Origin of the sequence: Methylocella sp. (assembly GCF_041905455.1) — a bacterium.
In the GTDB taxonomy this organism is placed as follows: Bacteria; Pseudomonadota; Alphaproteobacteria; order Rhizobiales; family Beijerinckiaceae; genus Methylocapsa.
This window is the reverse complement of sequence record NZ_JAYRLA010000013.1, coordinates 1-25,650: the sequence shown is the minus strand read 5'-3', so window position 1 is coordinate 25,650 and position 25,650 is coordinate 1. Positions and strand designations below refer to the sequence as shown.

Genomic DNA, 25,650 nt, shown 5'->3' with positions numbered 1-25,650 from the left:
TATGACATACATCAACGGCGTCAATCTGCTGCCGGCGACCGGGGAATGGACGCTCGACGTCGTTCCCTATCGCGGCCGCCGGGTCGACGAAGCGCAGCCGCAATCGGTCAACACCTATTTCGCGCCGGGCGGGACGCGCACGGATTTCGATTTTTCGATCGACCGGCTGCTCGCGCAGTTTCCGGGCTGCTCCACGGTGGCTCTCGTCGTCGCCTGGTTCGGCGACTCGGCCGACGCGTCGCTCTGCCGGATCTATCCTTCGACCACCTACGTCGGCGGCGCCTTCGAGAAATGGGACGGCGGCGCCTGGACCGCCGACGACTGGCGCTGTTCGGGCCTCACCCAGAACTCGCCCGAGATCGTCCCGATCAGTTCGAGCGGTTCGTCCTTCGTCTACGGCGGCACGCCGTCCGACGCGTCCGTCGTGCGCTGCCTGCGCGCGCTCAAGGCGCGCGGCCTGCGCGTCGTCTTCTATCCGTTCATCCTCATGGACGCCGCCGGATTTCCGTGGCGCGGGCGCATCGCCTTTTCCGGCGCCGACGTCTCGGCCGCGGCGGCTTCGGCTGCGGCGCGTTTTCTCGGTTCGGCTGCGCCGTCGCAGTTCGCGCGCGACGCCGGCGCGCTCACCGTCGCCTATTCCGGCGCGCTAGATGACTACAGCTTCCGGCGGATGATCCTGCATTACGCCAACCTCTGCGTCATCGCCGGAGGCGTCGATCTCTTTCTCCTCGGATCCGAGCTGCGCGGCCTCGAGCAGATCCGCGGGCCTTCATGGACAAAGGAAGGCTCGCTCGACGCCGCCGGCGCCGCGACCTGGGATTATCCGTTCGTCGCGGGCCTCAGGACGCTCGCCGACGACGTGCGGTCGGCGTTCGACGCCGCCGGCCTGACGAAGGATCGCGCGGCGCTGCGCAACCTGATTTCCTACGCCGCCGACTGGTCGTCGTGGATGGGCGCCTATCATTCCGACGCGCCCGGCCGCTGGCCTCATCTCGACGCGCTCTGGGGACACGAGAACATCGACCTCGTCTGCTTCGACAATTATCTGCCGCTGTCCGACTGGACGACCGGCGACGGAGGCCTCGACGCGCGCAACTGGTCGGCGCCGCGGCCCGCCTGGCCTCCGGCCGATCCGCAATCGGCCGGCCTCGGACTGACGGGAACGCCCGCCCTCGCCGACAAGGCCTATCTCAAGGCCAATATAGAAGGCGGCGAGAAATATGACTGGTATTACGCCGACGGCGTCAATCTCGGACGCGGCGCCGATCCCCTGGGTAGCGATCGCCCGGTGTCGCGGCCTGAGGGCGACCGGCTGACGCAGACGCGCTCGCGCTACTACCCGGGGCAGGAGCTGCTCGCGGACAAGCAACTGCGCTGGTGGTGGCGCAACACGCACACGGCGGTGTACGACGCCGGCGACGGACGGGGCTACGCGCCGCGCGGGGCGGCGGCCGCCTGGACGGCGATGGGAAAGCCGATCAGCTTTTCCGAGTACGGCTTTCCGACCTGCGACCGGGCGACGAACCAGCCGAATGTGTTCTTTGACGCCAAGTCCAGCGAGAGCACGACCCCTTACTGGTCGGTCTGGCGCCCGACGGAAGGCGGCGGCTGGGCGCCGCGCGAGGACGCCCACATTTCGTCCCTCGCGCTGCAGGCTATCCACGAATACTGGAACGAAGACGGCCGCAACGAGACCTCCGCGCAGGGCGTCAGGATGATCGAGACGGCGTTCAACTCGGCCTGGTGCTGGGACGCGCGCCCGTTTCCCGTCTTCCCGCAGCGTTCGGACGTGTGGGGCGACGCCGGCAACTGGACGTCCGGCAACTGGATCGACGGCAAGGGGCCGTTCGTCGCAACGCCCGTTCCCGATCCGCCGCCGACGCCGCCGACGCCGCTTCGTTTTCCCGATCTCGACGGGAGGGCGTGGTCCATACGGTGCAGGCCTGCGTTCGAGACGTTGGTGAGCGAGCACGCCTCCGGACGCGCGAGCCGGCTGTCGCGGATGGGCGCGCCGCTTTGGGAGATCGAGATCGCCTACGACCGGCTCGGCGCCGGCGCCGACTTCGACGCTCTCCTCGGCTTCTACGACGCCGCGCGTGGAAGGGGGACGGCCTTTCTCTTCGAGCCGCCCGCCGAACTCGGCCTCGGCGCCGAGCTCTTGTGCCGCTTCGCCGACGATAGCCTCGATCTGGAGGAGTTCATGACCAAGCTGTGGAAGGCGGAGGCGATCGTCCTCGTTTCGGTGAAGTCATGACGGCGCCGATGTTCCCGAGCCTGCCGGGACAGTCGTGGCCCGTGCATAAGCGCCCGATCTTCTCGACCCGGGTGGCGAGCCATGTGTCGGGGCGCGAGGCGCGCGCGCCGCTTTACGCCGCGCCTCTCTACGAGTTCGAGGTGAGCTTCGAAGGACTGTGCGCGGACGCGTCCGCGCCGGGCCTTGGCGCGAATTCGCTACAGGCGCTGCTCGGGCTCTATCTTCAATGCCGCGGCCGATACGGCACTTTTCTGTACGTCGATCCAGAGGATAAAGCCGCGACCGGCCAGGCGATCGCGACAGGCGACGGGACCACGACCGTCTTCACGCTGCAGCGCGCCGTCGGCGGCTACGTTGAGCCGGTGAGCCGGGCGCTGAGCGTCGACGCCGTCTACGTCAACGGCGCGGCGCAAGCGAGCGGCTGGACGCTCGTCGCGCCGAACCGCCTGTCCTTCGTCGCGGCGCCGGCTGTCGGGGCGGCGGTGACCGCGGATTTCACATTCGCCTACGAATGTCGCTTCGTCGACGACGAGGCGGATTTCGAGAACTACATGGCTGGCCTGTGGCAAGTCCAGTCGCTCAAATTTCGATCGGTGAAGCCATGAGAGACGCTTCTCCCGCCCTCGTCGCGCATCTCAACGCCCTGCGCGCAGACCGCGACGCGCAGGCCGTCGCCGCGGACTGCTTCACCTTCGGCCTGCGCACGGGGCTGACGCTCGCTTACACCAACGCCGACGTTCCGATCACGCTCAACGGCGTGACGTTCGCCGCCGATTCGGTGCTGGTCGACGGATTGCGTTTTCGTTGCGAGGCCGGCCTCAGCGTCGACCAGCAGCAGATCAGGATCGCCGCGCGCGCGAGCGACACGATCGGCGGCGTCCCATTCCTGCAGGCCATACGCAACGGACTGCTCGACGGCGCCTCGGTCAAGCGCGAGCGGGCGTTCCTGACGTCGTGGAGCGATCCGCCGGTCGGCTCGGTCGTCCTGTTCAAGGGTCGCGTCGGCTCGATCGACTCGGTCGGGCGCGCCAGCGCGCAGATCACGGTGAACTCCGACCTCATCCTGCTCGACGTCGACATGCCGCGCAATCTCTACGCGCCGAGCTGCCAGCATGTGCTCTACGATTCCGGCTGCTCGCTGGTCAAGAACGTCTTCGGCTCCACGGGCGCCGTGGAGGCCGGCTCGACCAGCCTGATCGTCAAATGGAGCGGCGCCGCGTCGCGCTACGCGCAGGGCACGCTCACGTTCACCTCGGGCGCCAACACTGGCGCGACGGCCAATATCAAGGGCGCGGCGAGCGGATCTCTGGCGCTCGCCTATCCGCTGGCGTCGGCGCCCGCCGTCGGCGATTCCTTCGTCGTCTATCAGGGCTGCGACCACACGAGGGCGACGTGCCAATCGAGATTCAACAATCTGGCGAATTTTCGCGGCTTCCCGTTCGTGCCGTCGCCGACGACGGCGCTTTGACGGCGGCGTCCGAGGGAGTTCTGCGCGCGCGCGTCGTCGCCGAGGCGCGGCGCTGGATCGGCACGCCTTACCGCAGCTGCGCGGACGTCCTTGGCGCGGGCGTCGACTGCGGCATGCTGATCGTGCGCGTCTTCGTCGATCTCGGCCTCGTCGAGCCTTTCGATCCGCGTCCCTACGCCCAGGACTGGCATCTGCATCGTAGCGAAGAGCGCTATCTAGGCTTCGTCGCCGCGCGCTGCCGCGAGACGAGCGCGCCGAAGGCGGGCGACGTCGCCGTTTTTCGCTACGGCCGATGCTACAGCCACGGCGCGATCGTCACCGGCGCGGCGCCGCTCGCCGTCGTCCACGCCTTCCAGCCGGCCGCGCTCGTTTACGAGGAGGTCGTGGCGGGCAACGCGGAGCTCTGCCGCCCGCAGCGGCGGCCGCGCTTCTTCAGCCTCTGGCCCGGGGACGAAACATGAGCCTGTTGCGATCAAAGCCCTCGTCCGCCGCGGCGATCCCGCAATACACCGGGCTGCAGGTCCAGACGTCGTCGAGCTCGGTGCCGATCCAGATCATGTGGGGCGTCAACAAGCTCGCCCCCAACATCGTATGGACGGGCGGCTTCGAGGCCGTGCCTCAATATTCCAAAAAAGCCGGCAAGGGCGGCGGCAAGTCGCTCAGCGGCTATGAGTACCGCGCCGCCTTCATCCTCGGCCTCTGCGAGGGTCCGGTCTATCAGGTCGAAAAGGTGTGGAAGGGGCAGGGGCAGACCGATCTCGGCTGGCTCGGCATGGGGCTGATGTACGGGACGACTCCGCAGTCGCCCTGGGGATATGTGGCGGCCGCCTATCCGCAGGAGTCGCTCGCCTATAACGGGCTCGTCTACGCGGCGGCGCCGGCGTTCGACCTCGGCTCCGGCGCGACGCTGCCCTCGCTTTCCTTCGAGGTCTACGGCCAACTCGGCCTGCATTCAGGCGTCACGCTGTTCGACGCCGATCCCGCGCTCGTCATTCAGGATTTTCTCCTCAATCCGCAATATGGCGTCGGCTTCCCGACCGAGAGCGTCGACGCGACGACGCTGCTCGGCGCTTCCGGAGGGTCGTCTTTCCAGGCCTATTGCAAGGCGACGGGCGTCGCCTTCTCGCCGGTGCTCTCCAATCAGGAGACCGCTAACGCGATCCTGACGCGCTGGCTGCAGCTCGCCAACACGGCCGCCGTGTGGTCGGGCGGCAAGCTCAAGTTCATTCCCTACGGCGACCAGGCGACGTCGGGGGCTCTGACCAGCGGCGAGATTTTCGCCTTCGCGCCCAACGCGACGGCCGTCTACAGCCTCGACGACAACGACTTCCTGGCGGCGCAGGACGGCGATCCGGTCGAGGTCTCGCGGGTTGATCCAAACGAGCTCAGGAACTGGGTCTCGCTCGAGATTCTCCAGCGCTCCAACGACTATGACGCGACGCCGGTCGAGGCGTGGGACCAGAACCACATCGAAAGCTTCGGCCTGCGCAAGGCGCCTTCGATCACGGCGCATGAAATATGCGACGTGTCGGTGGCGCAGCGCTGCGCGCAGTTGATCCTGCAGCGCGGACTCTATGTGCGCAACACCTATGCGTTCAAGCTCTCGTTCGAATACTGCCTGCTCGAGCCGATGGACATCGTCGAGCTGAACGACCCGGGGCTCGGACTTGTCGGCGCGCCGGTTCGGATCGTGTCGATCGAGGAGGACGACGAAGGCGCTCTCAGCGTGACGGCGGAGGAGTGTCCGGCGGGAACGGCGACGGCCGTCGCCTATCCGATCGAGGGAGGGACGGCGCGGCCGATCAACCGCAACGTCGTTCCGGCGCCGATCAATCCGCCGGTCATCTTCGAGCCGCCCGCGGCGTTGACAGGCGGCGCGGCGCAAATCTGGGCCGCCGTGTCGGGCGGAGCCGACGGAAAGGCGGATTCCAACTGGGGCGGCGCGATCGTCCATGTCTCGATGGACGACGTCGCCTACAGCGAAATCGGCGAGATCGACGGCCCGGCGCGGCAAGGCGTCCTCGCCGCGGCGCTCGCGGCGCCCGCCGGCGCCAACCCTGACACGACGAGCGTCCTTGCGGCCGATATGGCGATGAGCGCCGGTCCGCTTGGCTCGGTGAGCGAAGCGCAGGCGCGCGACGGCGCGACGCTCTGCCTCGTCGGCGACGAACTCGTCAGCTACGCCGGCGCCGCCCTGACCGGCGCCGACCAGTATTCGCTGACATGGCTCATGCGCGGCCTCTACGGCTCAGCGGCGCAGCCGCATGCGGCTGGGGAGCGCTTCGTCCGGCTCGACGGCCAGCTGTTCAAATTCGACCTGCCGGACGCCTACGTCGGCGCGACGCTGAACCTCAAGTTCCAGAGCTTCAATATCTTCGGAGAGCAGGCGCAGGATCTTTCTACCTGCGTCGCCTACGCCTACACGCCGCGCGGCTCGGGGGCGCTCGGGCCCGTGGCGAAGGCTCTGCTCGTCGGATCGAGCCTCGACTACGGGCTCGCCAGCGCGCCGGCGAACGAGGCGGACGATTTCGGCCTCGCCTCCGACCCATACGCCATCGTCATCGACCTCGGAGCGGCCTCCGCATGAGCGTTCAAGTTAAAAGCCGTCGTGAAGCGGCGAGCTTCCTGTCGACCTATGTCGGCGCCGCCGGCGAGCTTCTCGTCGACGTCACCTCCTGGCGGGTGCAGGTCCATGACGGCGCGACGCCGGGCGGCCATCCGCTCGCGCTCCTTTCGGAGGCGACGTCGCCGCAGAATGTGGCCGGCCTTGGCGTCAACACGTCCTTTGACGCGGTCAACAAGCTGTCCGTCAAATCCGCCGCCGCGCTGTTCGACAACGTCGGCGCGGGGACGCAGTTGAAGCTCAACAAGAACGCCGCCGGCGATACGGCCTCGCTTCTCTACCAGACCGGCTATTCCGGGCGCGCGGAGGCGGGTCTTTGCGGCGACGACAGGTTCCACTTGAAAACCTCCGCGGACGGCGCCGCCTGGGTCGACGGCGTCGTCCAGCGCACGCTCAGCGTCCAGAACGGCGGCGACGCCAACGCCGCCTCGTCGGGCTCGGGAGTCGATCACGACCACACGCTGACCTGCTCGCTTCCCGCCGACTTCCTGACGAACGGCGGCGCGTTGCGCGTTTCGGCCGCCTTCAGGCTGACCAGCGGCGCGAGCCCGCCGACCCTCGTCTGCAAGTTGAAGCTCGGCGCGGCGACGCTCGCCGCCGGCGCGCCCGCCGCTCCGGCGGCGTCCATGACGAACCAGCAGCTGTCGATCTCGTGGATCATGCAGGCGACGGCTGCGCCGAGCGCCGCCAGCGCCATTGAATGCGCGGTCGCGGCGGCGTCCTCGGGACTCGGCGCGGCGGCTTCGCAGAATGCGCTCGCCATGCCGGTCTCGGCGGCGACCAACGCAGCGCTTGTCCTCAAGGTCTCGACCCTGTGGGGCGCGGCTGGCTCGGGAAGCGATCAGATCCGGCTCAGCCAGCTCGTCGTCGAAGCGCTCAACTGATCCGCGCCTCGAATTCGTCGAAGCGGCCCGCCCTCGCGGCGGGCTTTTTCATGTCGATCCGTCAAAGGCGCGCGCGATGAAAACCAGGCTCATGGCTCCTCCGGACGACGGAGGACGCAACGCGGTCGCAATCTACGACCGCGTCTATCAAAGCGCTCCGGGCGTTCCGCTCGCGGTTCCCGATTTCGACGCTGAAATCCTCGCTGCCAACGGCTGGACCGTCTTTTCGGCGGCCGCTGCGCCTTCGAGCACGGCCGCTTACGCCGCCGGCGCGGTGAGCGGCGTCGCCGTCAATCCGGGCGGCGCGGTCGTGGGCCTCGGCGTGCGCCTCTATCTCGACGGCGCTTCGACGCCTGTAGGCGTCACGACGACCGACGCCTCCGGCGCGTGGTCGATTGCCACAGGAGCGCTGGCGTCCGGCGCGCACAGTTTCAGCGTCGAAATCGACGAAAGCGCCGGCGCCTTCGTCGTCGCGGCGCAAGGCGCCGCCAGCGCGATGGACTTCAGCGACCCCGCCAACAGCGGCCTCCTCGCGGCGCTCGCCGCCTGATCCCTTCACACTCAGGAGATTTTCATGGCGTTGCCGACGCTCAACGTCACGCCCGGTTCAGGCGCGACGATCAACACCCTGCCCAATGCGCCGCAGCCCACCGCGAACTCGGTGGCGGTGGCGCTCGCCAGCGACCACGCCGCGGTGCCGGTCAGCGCGAGCGCCCTTCCGCTGCCGGCCGGCGCGGCGAGCGCGGCGAACCAGGCGAGCGAGCTCACCGCGCTGGCCAATATTCTCGCCGCGATCCAGGGGAGCGCCAGCGCCGTCGCCATCGCGGCGCGCTCCGGCTATGTCTGGGGCGGGCTCGCCGCGGCGCTCGTGACGACGCCCGGCGCCGCCGGCGGCTTCGCGCCGGGCGACACGCTGACGCTGCCGGCGCTCGCCGGCGTCGCCCAGCAGGCGGTCGTCCCTATCCTCAACACGCAGGTCGTCGCCGCTACGATCGCGGCCGCCGGCGCATTCACCGGGACCACGGGAACCTATACGGTCACGGGTGCGACGGGGACAGGGACGAAGTTCACCGCCTCCTGCACGCTCACCAACGGCTCGGGGATCACCGCGGTCCTGTCGATCACGCTGGCCGGCTCCTACACCGTCAATCCGACGGCGGTCGCCGCCGAGCCTGTCACGGCGACCAATCTCACCGGCGCGACGCTCAATCTCAAGATGGGGCCGCTGCTGCTCGGGACGCCGACCATCGCCGGCGTCTACGCGCCGACCACGGCCGCGCAGCTCGCCGCCATGCTGGCCGCGCAGACGCCCTCCGCGACCTCGGGTTCGGGCTCGCTCGCCGGCGTCACCGTGACGCCGTCGACCTGGACGGCGCTCGCTACGCAGGTCGCGGCGGCGAACGCCAGTCGGGCATATCTCGCCGTGCGCAACGAGAGCCCGACGCAGACGCTAGGCCTTTCGCTGAACGGTTCGGCTGCGCTCGGCGTCGTCGGCGCCGCGACCTTCCAGGCGAACGGCGGCGGCTACGAATGGGCCGGGGCGCGCGTCCCCAGCAATGCGGTCTCGGTCATCGGCCAGACCGCCTTCCAAATCTTCACGGCGTGGGAGGGCTGATCCATGGGCGCGCTTCCTCCCTTCTCCGCCGGCGGCGAGACGATCTACGGCAAGCTCCGGCGCCGCGCGCAGGTCGCGCGCCGCGCGAACCCGCACGCGCTCGACTATGCGACCGGGCTGCCGAAACTGCTTCCAGCGGCGCAGGCGCCGACGATCGACACGTCGCAGACGTGGGCCAACGCGGCGGCCGTCGTCTCGGCAGGTTATTCGCAGGCCTATCCCGCGGCGACGGCCGGCGTCGTCGGTCCGAAATTCGCCTACACCGGCGGTTGGACGACCGTCTACGCCAGTTCCTATGTTCGCCTGCCTGAGGTGACGATCTATCCGACAGGCACGGGCAACGCCGGATCGAACCCGGCGATCAGCGCCTATTGCGGCCGCGCGCATTTCACGACGGACTCGCCGAAGTTCGTCATCGGCGGAACCAACGGAGGCCTGATGCGCGTCATCGTCGACGGGCAGTATGTGAGCCTTGCGACGACGGCCTTTCCCGCCGCGACCCCCTCTTTCGTGGTTCTCGACTTCACGACGACCGGCGGGCGCGCCAGCCGCGACATCATCATCGAGTTTCAAGGCGTCTTCAACTTCCTTGGTCTTTGGTTCGGCCCGAAAGACACTTATGAACCCGCCGTGTTCACCGACTCGATCCGCGCCGCCTATTTCGGCGACTCGATTTCGACGGCCTCGAACGCGGCGGTCTACGGTGACTTCTTCTGTGGCGTCGCCTCGGACATCCTTGGCATTCAGGACACGCGCTCGCCGTCGATCGGAACAACCGGCTACGGCGTCGGCACGGCGAGCCTTTACAAGGCGGAAGAGCACGTCTTCGACATCATCAACCAGTCGCCGGATATCGTCTTCCTGACGCACAACGTAAATAGTCAGGCATATGGCTGGGCCGCCACGCAGCCATATTGGCAGAGTGTTTACGGCCAGATTCGTAACTGGCGCGCGAGCGTTCCGATCTTCCAGATCGGCGTGCTCAACTCGACGAGTTCCGGCGAGACGAACTACGCGGCGGCCTACGCTTATGAGGTCGCGCAAAAAGCCTATGTCACGGCGCTCGCGGCCTCCGATCCGAACCTTTTCTACGTGCCGGTCATGACCGACCTGTCGCCGTGGATCGTCGGCACGGGAAACACGGCCAGCCTCAAGAACGACGGCAACCGCGACATCTTTTACGATCAAGGGGGCCCGCACCCGAACACCGCGGGCCATCAATACGTCGGCATGAGGTTCGCCAAGGGCGTCCTCGCCGCCATCGCCGGGAAGGCCTGACGCCGAAAGGCGCAGGCGAACAAGATTCGCGTCCCGCCGCATGCGGGCTTTTTGGAGCGCACATGGCTGTTGGAACATTCCCCGCCTGCCTCGCGCAGACCTTGCGCGAGGAGGGCGGCTATTCGCACGACGCCCGCGATCCGGGCGGGGCGACGATGAAGGGCGTCACGAAGGCGGTCTATGACGCCTACCGACGCAAGCAGGGGCAGGCTCTGCGCAATGTCCGCCTGATCTCCGACGCCGAGCTTGCCGACATCTACCGCTCCGGCTACTGGGCGCCGGTCGGCGCCGAGGCGCTCGCGGCGGGGCTGGACCTCTCAGCCTTCGACTTCGCCGTCAACTCCGGCGTTTCTCGCTCGAAGAAGACGCTGGCGCAGACGCAGGGGCTTCCGACGGCCGAGGCCATTTCGCGCGTCGCCGACCTGCGTCTGTCCTTCCTGCGCGGGCTTTCGACCTGGAAGACTTTTGGCAAGGGCTGGGGCGCGCGCGTCGGGCGCATAGAGGCCGCAAGCCTCAAGATGGCCGGCGCGGCGCTCGCTCCCATCGCGGCGAGCGCGCAGGCGAAGGCGCAGGAGACGGCGGCGAAGTCGAAAGCCGCGCTCGTCGGCGCCTCCGGCGGGGCGGCGGCCGCCGCGCCCATGCAGCACGGCGCGCTGATCCTCATCGCCATCCTCGCGCTCGCCGGCGTCGCCGCGCTCGTCTTCCTCATCCACTCGCGCCGGCAGGCGGAGCGGGCGCAGGCCCTCTCGGCGGCGGCCGGAACGCAGCTCGCGGCCGCCGCCGCCGCAACCGCTCAGGGAGCCTCGACATGAACATGCTCGACATCGTCCTCGTCCTCGCCGCCGGCGGGGCGCTCGCCTACGCCTTCCTCGCCCATCGCCAGCTGCGCCAGACCGTCGACCTCAAGGCGCAGGCCGCCGAGGCCGCCTCGCTGCCGAAGAAGATCGGCCTGTGGCTCATCGGCCTCAAGACGCCGCTCGCCAACGCCGCCTCGGCCGCGTTCGGCTTCCTCGCCTACGCCCACGACCAGCTGCAGGCCTTCCCCTGGGCGCAGTTCCTCAGCCAGGAGAAGGCGGCGATCGCCTCGGCGTTCTTCTTCTTCGTCGGCCTGTGGACGCATTTCTCCGGCCTCAACAAGGTCGCCGCGATGACGCCCGTGGAGCCGAAATGACCATCTTCCTCACCATCCTCGACAGGCTGCTCGGCGGCCTGATCACGCCCTTGGTCAAGGCGTGGTCGGACTACAAGCGCCAGCAGCTCGTTGCGACAGAAAAGGGCTTCGAGGCGGCGAGCGCCTCGGACGCGCAGGTGATGACCGCGGCGCTGAAGAACGACGCCGAGATCAACGCCATGAAGGTCCAGCTCTACGGGACGCCGACCTACCGGCTGGTCACGCTGCTGGTCGGGGTCCCCGTCGCGCTGCATTTCGGGCTGATCTTCGTCGACACCATCCTCGCCTCGAAGTTCGCCTTCGGGCGCGTCGTGCTCGGCGTGCCCGACGCGCCCGGGCCCTATCCCGGCTATGAATGGGCGATCATCGCCAGCTTCTTCCTCGTCCACGCCGTCAACCTCGGCACAGGCAACGTCGCCGCCTGGCTCGGCCGGAAGGGGGCATGATGGCTGTCCGTCCTTGTTGCGACGATTTCGCCGGGAAGGCGGAAAAGGAGCGCGCGGCGCATGGCGGTTCCTGACTCGGGCGACTTCTGGCCCAATCTCTTTTCCGGAGGCGTCGGCGCGGCGCTCGGGGCGCTCGGCACCGTCGTCGTCGCCGTCCTCAATCGCCAGCCGGCCATGGCGAGCCTCGTCGACGCGCGCATCCGCACGCTGATCGAAAGCTATGAGCGCCACGTCGGCGATCTGCAGCGTCAGATTCGTCAGCTCGAATCCAAGGTCGACATGCTGACGAGGGCGCTCGAGGAGGCGGGCGACCGCCGCTGAGACGGCCGGGCGGCCCGGCGCCGCGGCGATCATGTTGCCACTCAGGGCGCGGCCCGCTACACGGGATCGACTTCGGGGCCGCTCCTGCCTGGGCGGTCGCGCCCCGTGACGCGCCTCATGACGCGCCCCATGAGTGGAGACGGCCATATGCCCCTGCGGCTTGATGCGACCGACGCCGGATTCGGCGCCGCCTTCGAGGCGCTGCTCGGCGCGAAGAGGGAGGCCGCCGAGGACGTCGACGAGGTCGTCCGCAAGATCATCGCGGAGGTCGCCGCGGAGGGGGACGCCGCGCTCGTGCGCGCCTCCAGGGCCTTCGACCGGGTCGATCTCGACAAGATCGGCCTTCGCGTGACCGCCGAAGAGATCGCCGCCGCCGCCCGCGCCTGCGCGCCGGGGGCGCTCGACGCCCTGCGGCTCGCGCATGAGCGCATCCTGCGCTTCCACGAACGCCAGCTCCCCTGCGACGAGATATTCGTCGACGCCCTCGGCGTCGAGCTCGGCTGGCGCTGGACCGCGCTGCAGTCGGTCGGGCTTTACGTCCCGGGCGGCACGGCGAGCTATCCGTCCTCCGTGCTCATGAACGCGGCGCCGGCCAAGGTGGCGGGCGTCGAGCGCCTCGTCATGGTCGCGCCGGCGCCCGACGGACGGCTCAACCCGCTGGTTCTCGCCGCGGCCGAGCTCGCGGGCGTCGACGAGATCTACCGCGTCGGCGGCGCGCAGGCCGTCGCCGCGCTCGCCTACGGCACGCAGACGATCCGCCCGGTGGCCAAGATCGTCGGTCCCGGCAACGCCTATGTCGCCGCCGCCAAGCGCCGCGTCTTCGGCGTCGTCGGCATCGACATGATCGCCGGCCCGTCGGAGGTGCTGATTCTCGCCGACCGGACGGCGAATCCCGCCTGGGTCGCGGCCGACCTGCTCGCCCAGGCCGAGCATGACGCGGCGGCGCAGTCGATCCTGATCACCGACGACGCGGCCCTCGCCGACGCGGTCGAAGCCGCGGTCGCCGATCAGCTCGAAACGCTGCCGCGGCGCGCCGTCGCCGCCGCGAGCTGGCGCGATTTCGGCGCGGTGATCCTCGTCGAGAAGCTCGAGGACGCCATTCCTCTTGCTGATCGCCTCGCGGCCGAGCATCTTGAGATCGCGGCGGCGGACGCCGAGGGCCTCGCCAGCCGGATTCGCAACGCCGGGGCGATCTTCCTCGGCGGCTTCACGCCGGAGGCGATCGGCGACTATGTCGGCGGCTCGAACCACGTGCTGCCGACGGCGCGCTCGGCCCGCTTCTCGTCGGGCCTCAACGTGCTGGACTTCATGAAGAAGACGTCCATTCTCAAATGCGGGCCGGAAAGCCTCGCCGCGCTCGGACCTGCGGCGATCGCGCTCGGCCGCGCCGAAGGCCTCGACGCCCATGCGCGCTCGGTCGCGCTTCGTCTCGAAAAGGTCCAGTCATGAGCGGATCGGACGCCGCCGCCCGCAACCGCCTCGTCTCGGTCACCCTCGACGAGGCGTCGATCGGCCGCTCGACGCCCGACAAGGAGCACGAGCGCCAGATCGCCATCTACGACCTCATCGAGGAGAACACTTTCGGGGTGCCGGGGCATGACGCCGGCCCCTACGGCCTCAAGATCGCGCTTCAGGACGCGAAGCTCGTCCTCGAGATTCTCGACGAGCGCGGCACGCCGCTCATCACGCATATCCTGTCGCTGACCCCTCTGCGCGGCCTCCTCAAGGATTATTTCTTCGTCTGCGAGAGCTATTACGCGGCGATCAGGACGGCCATGCCGGGCCAGATCGAGGCGATCGACATGGGCCGGCGCGGCCTTCACAATGAGGGCGCGCAGATGCTGATGGAGCGCCTCAAGGGCAAGATCGACTGCGACATCGACACGGCGCGGCGCATCTTCACGCTGGTCGCGGCCCTGCACTGGAAGGGCTGACGGCGATGGTCCGGGGCGAGCGGGGAGGGGTCGTCAAGGCGCCGACGGGATGAAGGCTTGGGTCAAGGACCGCCCGCAGTCGATCCTTTTCGCGTGCTCGCAGAACGCGGTGCGCTCGCCAATGGCGGAAGGCCTCGGCAAGCATTACTTCGGCAAGGAGATCTTCTTCGCCTCCGCGGGCCTCAGGCAGGGAGAGCCCGACGGCTTCGCCATCGCCGCCATGGAGGAGCTCGGCGCCGACATCAGCAAGCATAAACCGCACACTTTCGAGGACCTCGACGATCTCGCCTTCGACCTCATCGTCACGCTGTCGCCGGAAGCGCATCACAGGGCGCTGGAGCTCACGCGCACCCTTGCGATCGACGTCCTGTACTGGCCGACCATCGACCCTACGGCGGTCGAAGGCTCGCGCGAGCGCCGGCTCGAAGCCTATCGCGCCGTACGCGACGGGCTGCTCGACCGCATCGAGAAGCTGCTCGACTACCGGCCGATGGGCAGCGTCTAGACCGCCGGAGGCGCGGAGTTGAACGAGGCGAGCTTCGCCCGGCGGTGCTTCCTCGATGTCGAACGCTCGGCTCTCGGCGTGCCGTGGCGCGGGCGCCTCGACGCGCAGGGACAGGCGCGCGCCGCCGCGATCGCACAGGCCGGCGGCTACGGCGACCTGCTTTCGCGCATTCTCGCGGCGCGCGGCGTCGGTCCGCTCGATTGCGAAGCCTATCTCGATCCCACCCTGCGCCGCCTTCTTCCCGACCCTTATGCGCTCCAGGACATGGCGCCTGCGGCCGAGCGCATCGCCGACGCGCTCGAGAAGGGCGAGACGATCGGCGTCTTCGGCGACTATGACGTCGACGGCGCGGCGAGCGCCGCCCTCCTCGCCGATTACGTCCGAACCTGCGGCGGGCGCGCGATCGTGCATATTCCCGACCGCATCTTCGAGGGCTACGGGCCGAACGTCGCCGCCATCCATGCGCTGGCCGCGCAGGGCTGCAAGCTTCTCGTCGCGGTGGACTGCGGGACGACGAGTCACGAGCCGCTCGAGGCGGCGCATGCGCTTGGCCTCGATCCGATCGTCCTCGACCATCATCAAGCCCCTGAGCGCATTCCGCGCGCGCTCGTCGTCAATCCCAACCGTCAAGACGATCTTTCGGGCCTTGGCGCGCTCTGCGCCGCCGGCGTCGTGTTCCTGACGCTCGTCGCGGTCCAGCGCGCGCTGCGCCGTCGCGGCTTCTTCGCAGCGCGTGCGGAGCCCGATCTTCTTGAGGGCGTCGACCTCGTCGCCCTCGCCACGATCGCCGACGTCGCCCCGCTCGTCGGCCTCAACCGCGCCTTCGTCGCCAAGGGGCTCGCCCTGATGGCGGCGCGTCGGCGCCCCGGCCTCGCCGCGCTCTTCGACGCCGCCCGGCTCGACGGACCGCCGACGCCCTATCATCTCGGTTTTCTGATCGGCCCGCGCATCAACGCCGGCGGCCGAATCGGCGACGCGGCGCTCGGCGCACGGCTTCTGAGCCTTGAGGAGCCGGAGCGGGCGGCCGAAATCGCCGGCGAGCTCGACCGGCTGAACCGCGAGCGGCAGGCGGTCGAGAGCGCGACGCTCGACGAGGCGGAGATTCTGGCGCTCGCGCAGGAGGGCGCCGGCGGGGCGGCTGAAGGCGTCGTGGTGGTCGCCGGCGAGGGGTGGCATCCGGGCGTCGTCGGCCTCGTCGCCTCACGCCTCAAGGAAAGGCTCGGCCGTCCAGCCGTCGCCATCGCCCTTTCGGAAGGGACCGGCGTCGGCTCGGGGCGATCGATCCCCGGGGTCGACCTTGGCGCGGCCGTGCGCGCGGCGCATGAGACGGGGCTTCTGATCAAGGGAGGAGGCCACGCCATGGCCGCCGGACTGACCGTCTCCGTCGACCGGATCGACGCCTTGCGTGAATTTCTCGACGCGCGCCTTTGCGCCGAGATCGCCGTGCGTCGCGCCGCGCGCGCCCTGCTGATCGACGCGGCGACGACGGCGGATGGGGCGAGCGTCGAGCTCGTGAAGTCGCTTGAGCGCGCAGGCCCGTTCGGCGCCGGCAATCCCGAGCCCGTCTTCGCTTTTCCGGCGCACCGCCTCACGCGCCTCGCCGAAGTCGGCAATGGCCATCTGCGCTTTTGCGCCCTGGCGGGCGACGGCGCGCGGCTTGATGGGATAGCCTTCCGCGCGGCGGCCCAGCCCCTCGGGGCGGCGATGGCGCGCGCGCAAGGCTCGCCCGTCCATCTCGCCGGCGCGCTCACGCTCGACCGCTGGGGCGGCAGGGAGAGCGTGAAGCTGCGCCTCATCGATCTCGCGCCCGTCACCCGCTCCCGCCCCTGACCTGCGCTTGCCGTGACCTGCGCTTGCAAGGCGCCGTCGGCGGCTCTATATCTCCCGCCGCCGACGCGCCTCGAGCGTAGGTCCGCGCCCATCGTCTAGCGGTCCAGGACGTCGCCCTTTCACGGCGAAAACAGGGGTTCGATTCCCCTTGGGCGCGCCATGATTTCAACGGCTTAGTCGGTCTTTACAAAAATCGCACAAGCCCGCTGCTGCGTTATATGCTGCGTAACGATTCAGCTTTCGTCGTCGATCACGGCCGCCAGATGGTCCGGGCAATGGTGCCCGTAGACGCGTTCGACCGTCGCGACCGAATCCCCGAGCAGCCGCTCGACGTCGTAGATCGACACGCCATGCATGAGCAGGTGCGTCGCCCGGCTATGGCGCAGGACATGCGGATTGGCGCGCTCCGGCCCGATCCCCTGCGCCTCGCAAAGCTTGTGGAACGGCCGATAGAAGTCGACCGGCTGCGGAAAGAGATAGCCCTTGTGCGTCCCGGCGCCGGCGACGAGGCGCTCGAGCGTCGGCTTTAGCCGCGAATGGACAGGCACGATCGGCCGGCGCTTGGTCGTCGTCCGCTCTCCCGCCTTGCGCAGGGTGATCCGGCCGGATTCGAGCGCGACCTGTGCGACGTGAAGCGTCTCGATCGAGGCGCGTCGCGCGGCCGTGAAATAGGCCAGCGCGATGAAGTCGCGCAGCGCGCCGTCGGCCGGGCGATCTCGGCCTGCGTCAGGATGCGCTCGCCGCCGGCGACCTGCATGCCGTCGAGCGCCTCGCGCATCCGGCCGATGACATCTACGCCGTCGCGTAGCCGCTGCTCGAACTCGTCGCCGAAGAAAGTCTTCGCGAGATCGAAGGCGGCGAGCTGCGCGCCCTTCTGCCGCAGCTGCTCGACGAGATCGAGCACGACGCGGATGCGCGCCTCCTGGTCCGCCGCGCCCGTGTAGCGATCAAGATCGGCCTGCCCGAGATTGCCGGCGAGCACGTTTTGCTGAATGCGGCTGCGGCCGGCGCTCGACGAGCGCGCGTTGCCGGCCTCGCTGTTGTCGGCCGTCGAGATGGATTCCGTCGCCGCCGCGCGGGCGCGCGCGAGCATGGCGACGAGATCGCTCGTCTCGGCGTTGAGCTCGCGCGCCTGCTTGGTCCAGCCCTGAAAAAACGTCGTCCCGACGCCGGCCGCCTGCGCCTGCACGCCGATCTTGGCGACCTCCTCCATTTTCTCCGTGAGATGGTCGAAAACGGCGATCGCCGCAGCGAGACCGGCCGTCAGCACGAGACCGCCGGCGCCGATCCCGAACAACGCCGCCTTGGTCGCCGTCATCGGCCCGATCAGATTGGAGAGGCTGACCTTGGCCGCATTGAGCGTGCCGGCGACGCCGCCCTCGCCGGCGGCGAAAATTTCCGCGATGCGCCCGCCCTCAAGCGCCAGCGCGCGAAGCGGCTGACCCGTGGCGATCGTCTCGTCGACGAGCGCCTTCATGACGTGCATGGACATCATCTGCTGCATGCGGTTGAGGCCGGCGGTCGACTCCCCCATTCCGGCCGTCATCGCCCGATGAGCCTCGGCCGCGAGCGCCACGCGGCGATTATAGTCGTCCTGCGAGATCACGCCGGCGTTGAGGAAATTCGCGCCGACATTCGGGACCGTCGAGGAAAACAATGTGAAGCCGATCGCGGAATCACGGGGGCGATGATGGGGCGCGATCGACGCAACCGGTCGACCTATAGTCAAGATAGCTCTGAGGAGACGTGGAGATCGGCGATTTCACGACGTTGATCATATAACGCCGTTTACGACAGGCTTAAAGCGCATGACCTTGCGCCCTTGAACTGTCTCGATGTTCGAGACGCTCTAGCTTTTCTTTTTGAAGCAACAGGCGACGAAGCTTTTCGAACAGCAATGCTTGCGATGAGCGGTTACGGTCTAAATAAAGGAGGTTTGAAAAATGCGGTTATGGACGGACTGACACGAAAAACGGCCGCGCGAGCAGCGGCGCCGCGAATACACGCATTAATCGCGGGAGGCATGAAAATCACAGCGGCGGCTAGACTCACCGCGATTGAACGTCGAATAGGCGATCCTAGTAGGGATACGCTGACAAAAGTCGTCGAAAGGCTGATCCGGGCCTATCGAGAATGGAATCAACGGGGCCAAGGGCCGTCCGACGACAAGTCGGTCGGGTCGCTATTGGGGGACACCGGCCGATATTTACGCGTTCGGTTTCACAACCCATGGCTCGGCCCAAACAATGAACCGATCGACGAGTTGCTGGGCGTAAAGTTCGGGCCTGACGGATTCGGGATAGCGCCTGACAGTTGCGAATGGCGTCGTCTTATCGCCCACGGGCACATCGCATTACACGGAATCATTAACGCCAAAGACGTCTGAATTTTTTTGTAAGAAAATTCCAGAGACTGGACGCCTTGGCATCAGCAACACTCCACACAAGCCCGCATCGGTGCGTATGGAGTGCGCAACATGGCCGCGAAAACTGACGGAGCCGCGCCCGTCAACAGCGCGATCCTCGCGATGATCGCCGAGATCGTCAACGAGAAGGTCAACAAGGTCGAGCCGGACGTCTACGACATCCCGGAATTCTGCGAGAGGCATCGCATCGGCAAGTCGCTCTTTTTCAACCTGAAGCGCGCCGGTCTTGGTCCGTGCGAGATGCGCGTCGGCAATCGCGTGCTGATCTCGTAGGAGGCCGCCGCCGAATGGCGCCGCGCGCGGGAACAGGTCAACGTCGTGGAGGCCGCCGAATAACATGACTTACAACGCAGCGAAGCCGGCCGCGTGTGGCGCGCGGGCCGGCTCCGGAATGTTCTTGCGTGACGGCTGGAACAATCCGGATGATAGCTTTTCCCCTCTCGACCTGCAAGCGAAAACGCTCGCTCGCCGCTTCGGCCTGACGTCGGCGCGGTCGCGCCTCGTTGCCGCGCTCGCCTTTGACGGGAGGCGCGGATAAGGAAGCAGCCCGAACTCGTCATCGCCGAAATCCCGAAGTCGGCGCGCGAAGTCTGGCGCATCTCGACGCCGACTGAGGCATCGCGGCTCGTCGAGCTGCGCGCGTTCTTCCTCCGGGAAGGAAGCTGGCGCGGCGGAGAAGGCGTCCGCATTCCGGTGTCGCAGGTCGAGGCGATCGCGGCCGCGCTGGTCGACGCCGCGAAGCCCTTCAGCCGCAGGGGCGCCGCATGAGCAGCGCCGAGCTTCACGCCTATCTGGCGCAATGGCGCGAGAGCGCCGACCACGCCGCCAACACGGTCCGTGTTCATGCCGATCTCGCGCAATGTTGCGTCGAGGTCGCCGACGACGATGCGCTGATCCATCATGCGGGCTGCGCTATCAACGCCGCGCGCGCTTTGGCCAGGATCGTCAACGAGATGACGCGCATCCGCGCTGACGCGGGTTTGGTGACAATCAACATCCGCCCCGCCGCCGGACACGATATTGCGGAGGCGGCCGAGTGAATCGCCCTTCCGCGACGGCGCAGTTCGTTCCGGACGGCGGCTGGCTCGTCGACGCATGCCGTGACGACGCCGGAAAGATCGTCCCGAACCTCGCCTCGGCGATGGCGGCGTTGCGCTCGGCGCCGGAGATCGCGACGTGCTTCCAACTCGACGAGATGCTGTGCGCGGCGATCCTCGTCGCCCCGCTGCCGGTCGTCGGCGGCGCGCCGTCGAACGAAGCGCCTTTGCCGCGCCCCGTGCGCGACACCGACGTCACCCAGCTGCAGGAATGGCTACAGCACTCCGGCTTGCGCAAGATCGGCCGTGACACTGTTCATCAGGCCGTCGACCTGCGCGCGCAGGAATGCGCCTTCCATCCAGTGCGGGACTATCTCGCGGCGCTCGTCTGGGACGGCAAGCCGCGCGCCGGAAAATGGCTCTCGTACTACCTCGGCGCGGAGCCGTCCCCTTACGTCGAGGGCATCGGTCCGATGTTCCTCGTCGCCATGGTCGCGAGGATTTTCGAGCCCGGCTGCAAGGCCGATTACATGATGGTTCTTGAAGGACCGCAGGGCGCGCGCAAGTCGAGCGCCTGCGCCATGCTCGGCGGCGCTTGGTTCTCCGACAATCTCCCCGACGTCACGGGCGGCAAGGACGTCGCGCAACACCTTCGCGGCAAATGGCTGATCGAGATCGCCGAGATGTCCGCCACGAGCCGCGCTGAGGACGCGGCGCTCAAGGCCTTCATCAGCCGCCCCGTCGAGCGGTACCGGCCGCCATACGGCCGAAAAGAGGTCATCGAGCCGCGTCAGTGCCTGTTCATCGGCACGACCAACAAAGCGGCCTATCTGCGCGACGAGACCGGCGGCCGGCGCTTCTGGCCCGTCAAGGTCGGGACGATCGACACGGACGCCCTCGCCCATGATCGCGATCAGCTCTTCGCCGAGGCGGTTCAGCTCTACCGCCAGGGCCTACGCTGGTGGCCCGACGACGCCTTCGAGCGCGAGCACGTCCGACCGCAACAGGAAGAACGCTTCGAAGCCGACGCCTGGGAGGAGCCTATTTCCGATTGGCTGGCGACCCAGGACAAAGCGCTCGTCGGGCAGATTGCTCGCGAGGCCCTTCACATGGAGACGGCTCACATCGGGCGCGCGGATCAAAACCGGATTACATCGATTTTGACGCGGCTTGGATGGGGAAAGCTGCCGAAAGATTGGCGGGGAAACGTGTATTGGAGCTGGGCGAACCACGGATGACCACGGACGACACGGACGACTTTTCTATATTATCCCGATATGCGCGCGCGTGTATGTATATATAAGGAAAATCATCCGTGGTCGTCCGTTGTCCGTGGTCTGCGCAGGCAATTCGGATAGTCGAAAAGGCGGCTATTCTAATTTCCTCCCGCGACGTTAAAAATTCGACGATCGCGAGCCGGGGTCGGCCGGATCGCCCGGGCAAAGGCGCGGGGGCCGAGCGTCGCGAGCTGGAACAGCGCCTTTCCGCGCCTCGGCGGCGCCGGATCGGCTCTCAATAGACCAAGCTCATGTGAGAGGATCGGCGCAGGCCTTAAACAACTATCACACAAATAGAGATTGACTTTTGATAGGTGTCCTATCACTATGTCTCTGTTCCAAGTGATAGGAATTTCGCCATGTTCGTCGGATATGCTCGGACTTCCACCATCGACCAGGACGCCGGCCTTGAGGCCCAGCTTCGCGATCTCGGGGCGCAGGGCATAGAGCGCATCTTTGCCGAAAAAATCTCGTCGGTCGCGAGCCGGCGTCCGAAGCTTGAGGAAGCGCTCGACTTCCTCCGGGAGGGGGATTGCCTCGTCGTGACGAAGCTCGACCGTCTCGCCCGCTCTGTGAGCGACCTTGCGGCCGTCGTGAAGGCTCTCGAGGCCAAAGGCGTGTCGCTCAAGGTGCTGGCCATCGGCCTCGACACTGGCACGCCTACGGGCCGCCTGATGCTGAACATGCTGGGAAGCGTGGCGCAGTTCGAGCGGGAGATCATGCTGGAGCGCCAGCGCGAGGGCGTGGCCAAGGCGAAGGCCGAAGGCAAGTACAAGGGCCGTGCGCCGACCGCGAGGGCCAAGGCCGACGAGATCAAGGCGCTTGCGGCGCGGGGAGACATGACGCGGGAAGCTATCGCCGCGCAGCTCGGGATCGGCGTCGCCAGCGTCTACAGGGCGCTTCGGGGCGTGTAGCGCGGCCCTACGTTGACCGCGACGGAAAATCGCGGTAGATTCTTTATGCCATTGGGCTTCGGCCAGCGGGCGATCAACTCGAAAGTGAGTTCGCGCCCGTACCTATGGTTTCCCGCAAGATCGCCACGCGCTGCACTATCTGTCACCATCCTGATCGGCTGGGGATCGAACGCGCGCGCATCGCCGGCGCTTCTCTCGACCGCATCGCCGAGCGTTTCGACGTCAAGCGGGACGCGATCCGACGCCACATGATGGCGCATGTCTCCGACGCCGAGCGCGCCGAGATGATCACCGACATTCCAATCAGCGAAATGGCCATGCGCGCCGCCGAGGAAGGCGGGAGCATCCTCGATCACTACGGCGTGCTGAAAAGCGTTCTTTTCCGTCAGCTCGCCGAGCCGAAGGCGGCAGGTCCAGGCGGCCTTAAATGGTATGCGCAAGGATATCGCGAAGGCCATCGGCGAGGTGTTCGAACGCGCTGAAGCAGCGCGCGTCTCGTCCGGCGTCGACGAAGCCGCCGCATGGCTCGAACGGTCCGAAGACGCCGAGCGCGACGCGCTGGCCGCGTTGTGCGCCTTCAAGTGCGCCACCGTCGCCGATGTGAACGCCCGGGCCGAATATCTCGCCGGCCTTGACGGCGTGTCGCCCAAGGCCGCCGCCGCGGCGCTCGCCGAGCCGATCGCCTAACTAACAGAATTTCTGAACTTCCCCGCCGCCATGGGAACTGAAAGCGACCGCGAGCTTCATCGGCTCCGGCGCATCCTTCGCATTCGTGTGCGGCTCCGGCGAAGGCGCTCGCAAGGTCGGGAGGAAATTTCCGCCGACGCTTGAAGGGCTCCTCGCGAGGTCCGACGAAATTCGGCGGAGCACCGCGCGCCGATCCAAAGGTATGAAATTCGTGCTTTGGGCGGCGGCCGCTGATTTCTCAATGAAAACAGGGGGCTCAGTTTTGAGCCGGGGATCGCAGCGCAGCGCCGGCATCGGGAAAATACGCCTATCGTGTCCAACGGATTGCGGCGAAATCCGCTCTTATCCATGCCAGCCCGTTGGACATACGTTGGACACCAAGGCCGCTTTGCTGCGGCGCAATGTGAGATAAGACAATGATTTTATTGGAAGTAAGGTGGCGCTCCCTAGGGGACTCGAACCCCTGTTTTCGCCGTGAGAGGGCGACGTCCTGGACCGCTAGACGAAGGGAGCTGCGGAGGAGAGCCAGCTTCTAGCGCGGCGGCGTGGCGTATGCAAGCGCGCGGAACGCATCCCGGGATCGTCTCGCATCGAGAGGGACGAGGGCCGCGCCGTGTTGATCGGGCGATGATTTTCGACCGGAAAGGCCGCAAGATGGCGTTCGCCGGCGTTCCTGACGAGGAGCGCGACGCGTCGAGCTATAGCGCCGCGGCGGAGCGGGCCGCGCGGCTTTGCGCGCGGCGCCGGCGGAGACGGAGATCGCGATGAGCTGCAAGATAGGCGTCAAGCGGGTTTACGAGCCGCCGGCCGCGGCGGACGGAATGCGCGTCCTCGTCGACCGGCTTTGGCCGCGCGGCCTGCGCAAGGACGCGGCCTCGATCGACCTCTGGCTCAAGGAGGTCGCGCCGAGCGCGGCTCTGCGGAAATGGTACGGCCATGAGCCGGAACGATGGCCGGAGTTCAGGAAACGATATGAGGCGGAGCTCGACGCGCGTCAGGCCGACGTCGAGACCTTGCTCCGCCTCGCCCGCGAAGGTCCCCTGACGCTCCTTTACGCGGCGCGCGACGGCGAGCGGAGCAACGCCGAGGTCCTGTGGGAGCGTCTCGAGCAGCGCCTTGCGCGGCGTTCCTGAAGGGCCGCGCGCGCTTCGCCGCCGCGAGGCGGATCGCCGGGCGTCACGAGGACGCGGGAAAACGTCCCTTCAATCTCGCGACGGCGTAGTCGATGAAAAGGCGAATGCGCAGCGGGGGATGGCGTCCGGCGGGATGCGCGAGATGGATCGGCGTCGGCGGCGGCTCGAACGCCGCGAGGACCCGCCGCAGCGCGCCGGACGCCTCGAACGGCGCGAGCTGATAGGACAGCGCCCGCACGATTCCGCCGCCGCGCGCCGCCGCCTCCAGCGCCGCCTGCATGGAGTTCACCGCAAGCTGCGGCTTCACCTGCACGCTGCGCTCGCTGCGTCCGTTATGGAAACGCCAGCGGGTCGAGAACGGCCGCGCGTCGGTTACGGCGATGATCCTGTGCCTTGCGAGATCGGCGGGGTCGTCCGGCGCGCCGGCGCGGGCGAGATAATCGGGGCTCGCGCACAGCGCGCGCCGGACCTCGCCGAGGCGGACGGCGCGCAGGCTCGAGTCCGCCAGATGCGCGATGCGGAAGCCGACGTCGACGCCTTCGTCGACGAACGACACCAGCCGGTTGAGCAGCAGCAGCGAGATTTCGACCCGCGGATGCGCGTCCATGAATTCCTGCGCGAGCGGCAGCACGTGCATGCGGCCGAACATTTCCGGCGCCGTGACGACGATCGGGCCCACGGGATCGCCGCTGGCGTCGGCCGCCTCCCGCAGCGCGGCGTAGCCGGCGACGACGCGGCGCGCGCGCTCGAGATAGAGCTGGCCCGCGACGGTCAGCGCGTTGGCGCGCGTCGTTCGGGTGAAAAGCTCGACGCCCAGGTCGTCCTCGAGCGCCGCCACGGCCCGGCTCACGGCGGTGGAGGAGCGGCCGAGCCGGCGGCTCGCGCCGACGAAGCTGCCATGCTCGGCCACGGCGACGAAAATCGTCAGGGCGTCCAGCCGGTCCAGGCGATTATTCCGTTTTGCGCACTACAGAAAGGACTGGGCTGCATATTATAGCGGATTGCGCAAGGACGTAAGGATGGGCGGCGGCCCTTGCGGCGGCGAAGCGGAGGCGCGTGAAAAATGCCGACCAGTCCCGACCTCACCCTTTACGGCCTGCGCCTGTCCGGCCACTCGCACCGGGCGGAGCTGATGCTGAGCCTGCTCGGCCTGCCTTACCGGTTCGAGGCCGTCGATCTCCTCGGCGGCGAGCAGAAGCGCCCGGCGTTCCTGAAGCTCAACCCGTTCGGAACGGTGCCCGTGCTGCGCGACGGCGAGGCGGTCGTCGCCGACTCCGCCGCGATCCTCGTCTATCTGGCCCTGAAATACGATCCGGAGCGGGTCTGGCTGCCACGCGATCCGCTGGCGGCCGCGCAGGTCCAGCGCTGGCTTTCGGTCGCGCAGGGGCCGGTGTTCAACGGGCCGTGCAAGGCCCGTCTCGTCAAGGTCTTCGACCTGCCGCACGACCACGCCCGCGCCGTGGAGGAGGCCGGGCGGCTGCTCGAGGTTCTCGACGAGACGCTCGGGGAGACGCCGTATCTCACGGGCGGCCGCGCCAATCTCGCCGACGTCGCGGTCTACAGCTACGTCGCCAAGGCGCCGGAGGGCGGCGTGACGCTCGAGCCCTTCGCGAACGTCACGGCCTGGCTGCGGCGCGTGGAGGCGCTGCCGCGCTTCCTGCCGATGCCTGCGGCGCACGCCGAGGCGGAAGCCCCGGCGGCCTGAGCGCGTCGGGCGGGACGGCTAGGGCGAATCCACATTCAACGCAGCCATAGATCGATTGCGGCGAGGTGGATGAATGCGAGATAGAGGTTGGCGCGTCGATCGTAGCGTGTCGCGAACCTGCGGAAGTGCTTGAGCTTGTTGAA

General features: G+C 67.8%; 28 protein-coding genes, 2 tRNA genes and 1 pseudogene. 27 read left to right on the top strand and 4 right to left on the bottom strand.

Annotation, left to right across the window (positions count from 1 at the left end; translation table 11 throughout):
• Window position 1: 1 nt before the first annotated feature.
• The 18 genes from ACE3OG_RS11785 (at window position 2) to ACE3OG_RS11700 (ending at window position 16,489) form a co-directional block, all read left to right on the top strand.
• Window positions 2-2,254, top strand: coding sequence for a glycoside hydrolase TIM-barrel-like domain-containing protein (locus ACE3OG_RS11785; RefSeq protein ID WP_374308835.1), 2,253 nt, complete (start codon window positions 2-4; stop codon window positions 2,252-2,254).
• A 41-nt stretch (window positions 2,255-2,295) separates the two neighbouring features.
• Window positions 2,296-2,859: a DUF2460 domain-containing protein gene (locus tag ACE3OG_RS11780; RefSeq protein WP_374308833.1), complete on the top strand. Its 564-nt coding sequence runs from the start codon at window positions 2,296-2,298 to the stop codon at window positions 2,857-2,859.
• Entirely contained in the window at window positions 2,856-3,722 is an 867-nt protein-coding gene (locus tag ACE3OG_RS11775; protein ID WP_374308831.1) for a DUF2163 domain-containing protein, read from the top strand. Before ACE3OG_RS11780 ends, ACE3OG_RS11775 begins: the two co-directional genes overlap by 4 nt.
• Window positions 3,719-4,183: a hypothetical protein gene (locus ACE3OG_RS11770; RefSeq protein ID WP_374308829.1), complete on the top strand. Its 465-nt coding sequence runs from the start codon at window positions 3,719-3,721 to the stop codon at window positions 4,181-4,183. The genes ACE3OG_RS11775 and ACE3OG_RS11770 overlap by 4 nt, the downstream gene beginning before the upstream one ends.
• Window positions 4,180-6,309 carry a phage tail protein gene (locus tag ACE3OG_RS11765; protein ID WP_374308827.1) on the top strand — a complete coding sequence of 710 codons (2,130 nt, stop codon included), beginning with the start codon at window positions 4,180-4,182 and terminating at the stop codon, window positions 6,307-6,309. Before ACE3OG_RS11770 ends, ACE3OG_RS11765 begins: the two co-directional genes overlap by 4 nt.
• Window positions 6,306-7,229, top strand: coding sequence for a hypothetical protein (locus ACE3OG_RS11760; RefSeq protein ID WP_374308825.1), 924 nt, complete (start codon window positions 6,306-6,308; stop codon window positions 7,227-7,229). Before ACE3OG_RS11765 ends, ACE3OG_RS11760 begins: the two co-directional genes overlap by 4 nt.
• Before the next feature lie 76 nt (window positions 7,230-7,305).
• The gene (locus ACE3OG_RS11755; protein WP_374308823.1) at window positions 7,306-7,779 is read left to right on the top strand and encodes a hypothetical protein; all 474 of its coding nucleotides are present in this window, start codon (window positions 7,306-7,308) and stop codon (window positions 7,777-7,779) included.
• Window positions 7,780-7,803: 24 nt separating this feature from the next.
• Window positions 7,804-8,844, top strand: coding sequence for a hypothetical protein (locus tag ACE3OG_RS11750; protein WP_374308821.1), 1,041 nt, complete (start codon window positions 7,804-7,806; stop codon window positions 8,842-8,844).
• Between the two features lie 3 nt (window positions 8,845-8,847).
• Window positions 8,848-10,122, top strand: a complete 1,275-nt coding sequence (locus ACE3OG_RS11745; protein ID WP_374308819.1) for an SGNH/GDSL hydrolase family protein — start codon at window positions 8,848-8,850, stop codon at window positions 10,120-10,122.
• Window positions 10,123-10,184: 62 nt separating this feature from the next.
• Window positions 10,185-10,934, top strand: a complete 750-nt coding sequence (locus ACE3OG_RS11740) for a glycoside hydrolase family 108 protein (protein ID WP_374308817.1) — start codon at window positions 10,185-10,187, stop codon at window positions 10,932-10,934.
• Window positions 10,931-11,293, top strand: coding sequence for a hypothetical protein (locus ACE3OG_RS11735; protein WP_374308815.1), 363 nt, complete (start codon window positions 10,931-10,933; stop codon window positions 11,291-11,293). Before ACE3OG_RS11740 ends, ACE3OG_RS11735 begins: the two co-directional genes overlap by 4 nt.
• On the top strand, window positions 11,290-11,739 hold the full coding sequence (locus ACE3OG_RS11730) for a hypothetical protein (RefSeq protein WP_374308813.1): 450 nt from the start codon (window positions 11,290-11,292) through the stop codon (window positions 11,737-11,739). Before ACE3OG_RS11735 ends, ACE3OG_RS11730 begins: the two co-directional genes overlap by 4 nt.
• A 60-nt stretch (window positions 11,740-11,799) precedes the next feature.
• On the top strand, window positions 11,800-12,060 hold the full coding sequence (locus ACE3OG_RS11725; RefSeq protein WP_374308812.1) for a hypothetical protein: 261 nt from the start codon (window positions 11,800-11,802) through the stop codon (window positions 12,058-12,060).
• 147 nt (window positions 12,061-12,207) lie between these two features.
• A complete protein-coding gene (gene hisD, locus ACE3OG_RS11720; RefSeq protein WP_374308810.1) occupies window positions 12,208-13,509 on the top strand; it encodes a histidinol dehydrogenase in 1,302 nt (433 codons plus the stop codon).
• The gene (locus tag ACE3OG_RS11715; RefSeq protein WP_374308808.1) at window positions 13,506-13,994 is read left to right on the top strand and encodes a UPF0262 family protein; all 489 of its coding nucleotides are present in this window, start codon (window positions 13,506-13,508) and stop codon (window positions 13,992-13,994) included. The genes hisD and ACE3OG_RS11715 overlap by 4 nt, the downstream gene beginning before the upstream one ends.
• Window positions 13,995-14,043: 49 nt before the next feature.
• Entirely contained in the window at window positions 14,044-14,499 is a 456-nt protein-coding gene (locus ACE3OG_RS11710; RefSeq protein ID WP_374308806.1) for a low molecular weight phosphatase family protein, read from the top strand.
• A gap of 18 nt (window positions 14,500-14,517) precedes the next feature.
• Window positions 14,518-16,329, top strand: coding sequence for a single-stranded-DNA-specific exonuclease RecJ (gene recJ / locus ACE3OG_RS11705; protein ID WP_374308804.1), 1,812 nt, complete (start codon window positions 14,518-14,520; stop codon window positions 16,327-16,329).
• Window positions 16,330-16,413: 84 nt separating this feature from the next.
• Window positions 16,414-16,489, top strand: a tRNA-Glu gene (locus ACE3OG_RS11700).
• A gap of 73 nt (window positions 16,490-16,562) precedes the next feature.
• On the opposite strand, the gene ACE3OG_RS11695 is transcribed toward ACE3OG_RS11700, so the two are convergent.
• Window positions 16,563-17,006: a tyrosine-type recombinase/integrase gene (locus ACE3OG_RS11695; RefSeq protein ID WP_374308986.1), complete on the bottom strand. Its 444-nt coding sequence runs from the start codon at window positions 17,004-17,006 to the stop codon at window positions 16,563-16,565.
• Between the two features lie 1,145 nt (window positions 17,007-18,151).
• Here ACE3OG_RS11695 and ACE3OG_RS11690 point away from each other — a divergent pair.
• From ACE3OG_RS11690 to ACE3OG_RS11660, 7 genes are all read left to right on the top strand, one after another.
• The gene (locus ACE3OG_RS11690) at window positions 18,152-18,715 is read left to right on the top strand and encodes a hypothetical protein (RefSeq protein WP_374308802.1); all 564 of its coding nucleotides are present in this window, start codon (window positions 18,152-18,154) and stop codon (window positions 18,713-18,715) included.
• A 90-nt stretch (window positions 18,716-18,805) separates the two neighbouring features.
• On the top strand, window positions 18,806-19,027 hold the full coding sequence (locus ACE3OG_RS11685) for a hypothetical protein (RefSeq protein WP_374308800.1): 222 nt from the start codon (window positions 18,806-18,808) through the stop codon (window positions 19,025-19,027).
• A gap of 491 nt (window positions 19,028-19,518) precedes the next feature.
• Complete coding sequence (locus ACE3OG_RS11680) at window positions 19,519-19,794, top strand: hypothetical protein (protein ID WP_374308798.1); 276 nt, start codon at window positions 19,519-19,521, stop codon at window positions 19,792-19,794.
• Window positions 19,791-21,029, top strand: a complete 1,239-nt coding sequence (locus ACE3OG_RS11675; RefSeq protein WP_374308796.1) for a VapE domain-containing protein — start codon at window positions 19,791-19,793, stop codon at window positions 21,027-21,029. Before ACE3OG_RS11680 ends, ACE3OG_RS11675 begins: the two co-directional genes overlap by 4 nt.
• Before the next feature lie 398 nt (window positions 21,030-21,427).
• Window positions 21,428-21,982: a recombinase family protein gene (locus ACE3OG_RS11670; RefSeq protein ID WP_374308794.1), complete on the top strand. Its 555-nt coding sequence runs from the start codon at window positions 21,428-21,430 to the stop codon at window positions 21,980-21,982.
• A 104-nt stretch (window positions 21,983-22,086) separates the two neighbouring features.
• Window positions 22,087-22,464 carry a hypothetical protein gene (locus ACE3OG_RS11665; RefSeq protein ID WP_374308792.1) on the top strand — a complete coding sequence of 126 codons (378 nt, stop codon included), beginning with the start codon at window positions 22,087-22,089 and terminating at the stop codon, window positions 22,462-22,464.
• A complete protein-coding gene (locus ACE3OG_RS11660) occupies window positions 22,448-22,669 on the top strand; it encodes a hypothetical protein (RefSeq protein ID WP_374308790.1) in 222 nt (73 codons plus the stop codon). The genes ACE3OG_RS11665 and ACE3OG_RS11660 overlap by 17 nt, the downstream gene beginning before the upstream one ends.
• 437 nt (window positions 22,670-23,106) lie before the next feature.
• Here the strand turns inward: ACE3OG_RS11660 and ACE3OG_RS11655 are convergent.
• Window positions 23,107-23,182: transfer RNA gene (locus ACE3OG_RS11655), tRNA-Glu, on the bottom strand.
• 251 nt (window positions 23,183-23,433) lie between these two features.
• Here ACE3OG_RS11655 and ACE3OG_RS11650 point away from each other — a divergent pair.
• Complete coding sequence (locus ACE3OG_RS11650) at window positions 23,434-23,802, top strand: DUF488 domain-containing protein (RefSeq protein ID WP_374308788.1); 369 nt, start codon at window positions 23,434-23,436, stop codon at window positions 23,800-23,802.
• A 43-nt stretch (window positions 23,803-23,845) separates the two neighbouring features.
• On the opposite strand, the gene ACE3OG_RS11645 is transcribed toward ACE3OG_RS11650, so the two are convergent.
• The gene (locus ACE3OG_RS11645; RefSeq protein ID WP_374308984.1) at window positions 23,846-24,730 is read right to left on the bottom strand and encodes a LysR family transcriptional regulator; all 885 of its coding nucleotides are present in this window, start codon (window positions 24,728-24,730) and stop codon (window positions 23,846-23,848) included.
• A 135-nt stretch (window positions 24,731-24,865) separates the two neighbouring features.
• Here ACE3OG_RS11645 and ACE3OG_RS11640 point away from each other — a divergent pair, with 135 nt between their 5' ends.
• Entirely contained in the window at window positions 24,866-25,507 is a 642-nt protein-coding gene (locus tag ACE3OG_RS11640; protein ID WP_374308786.1) for a glutathione S-transferase family protein, read from the top strand.
• Window positions 25,508-25,542: 35 nt separating this feature from the next.
• Here the strand turns inward: ACE3OG_RS11640 and ACE3OG_RS11635 are convergent.
• Window positions 25,543-25,650: pseudogene (locus ACE3OG_RS11635) on the bottom strand (IS5/IS1182 family transposase); the annotation flags it as partial.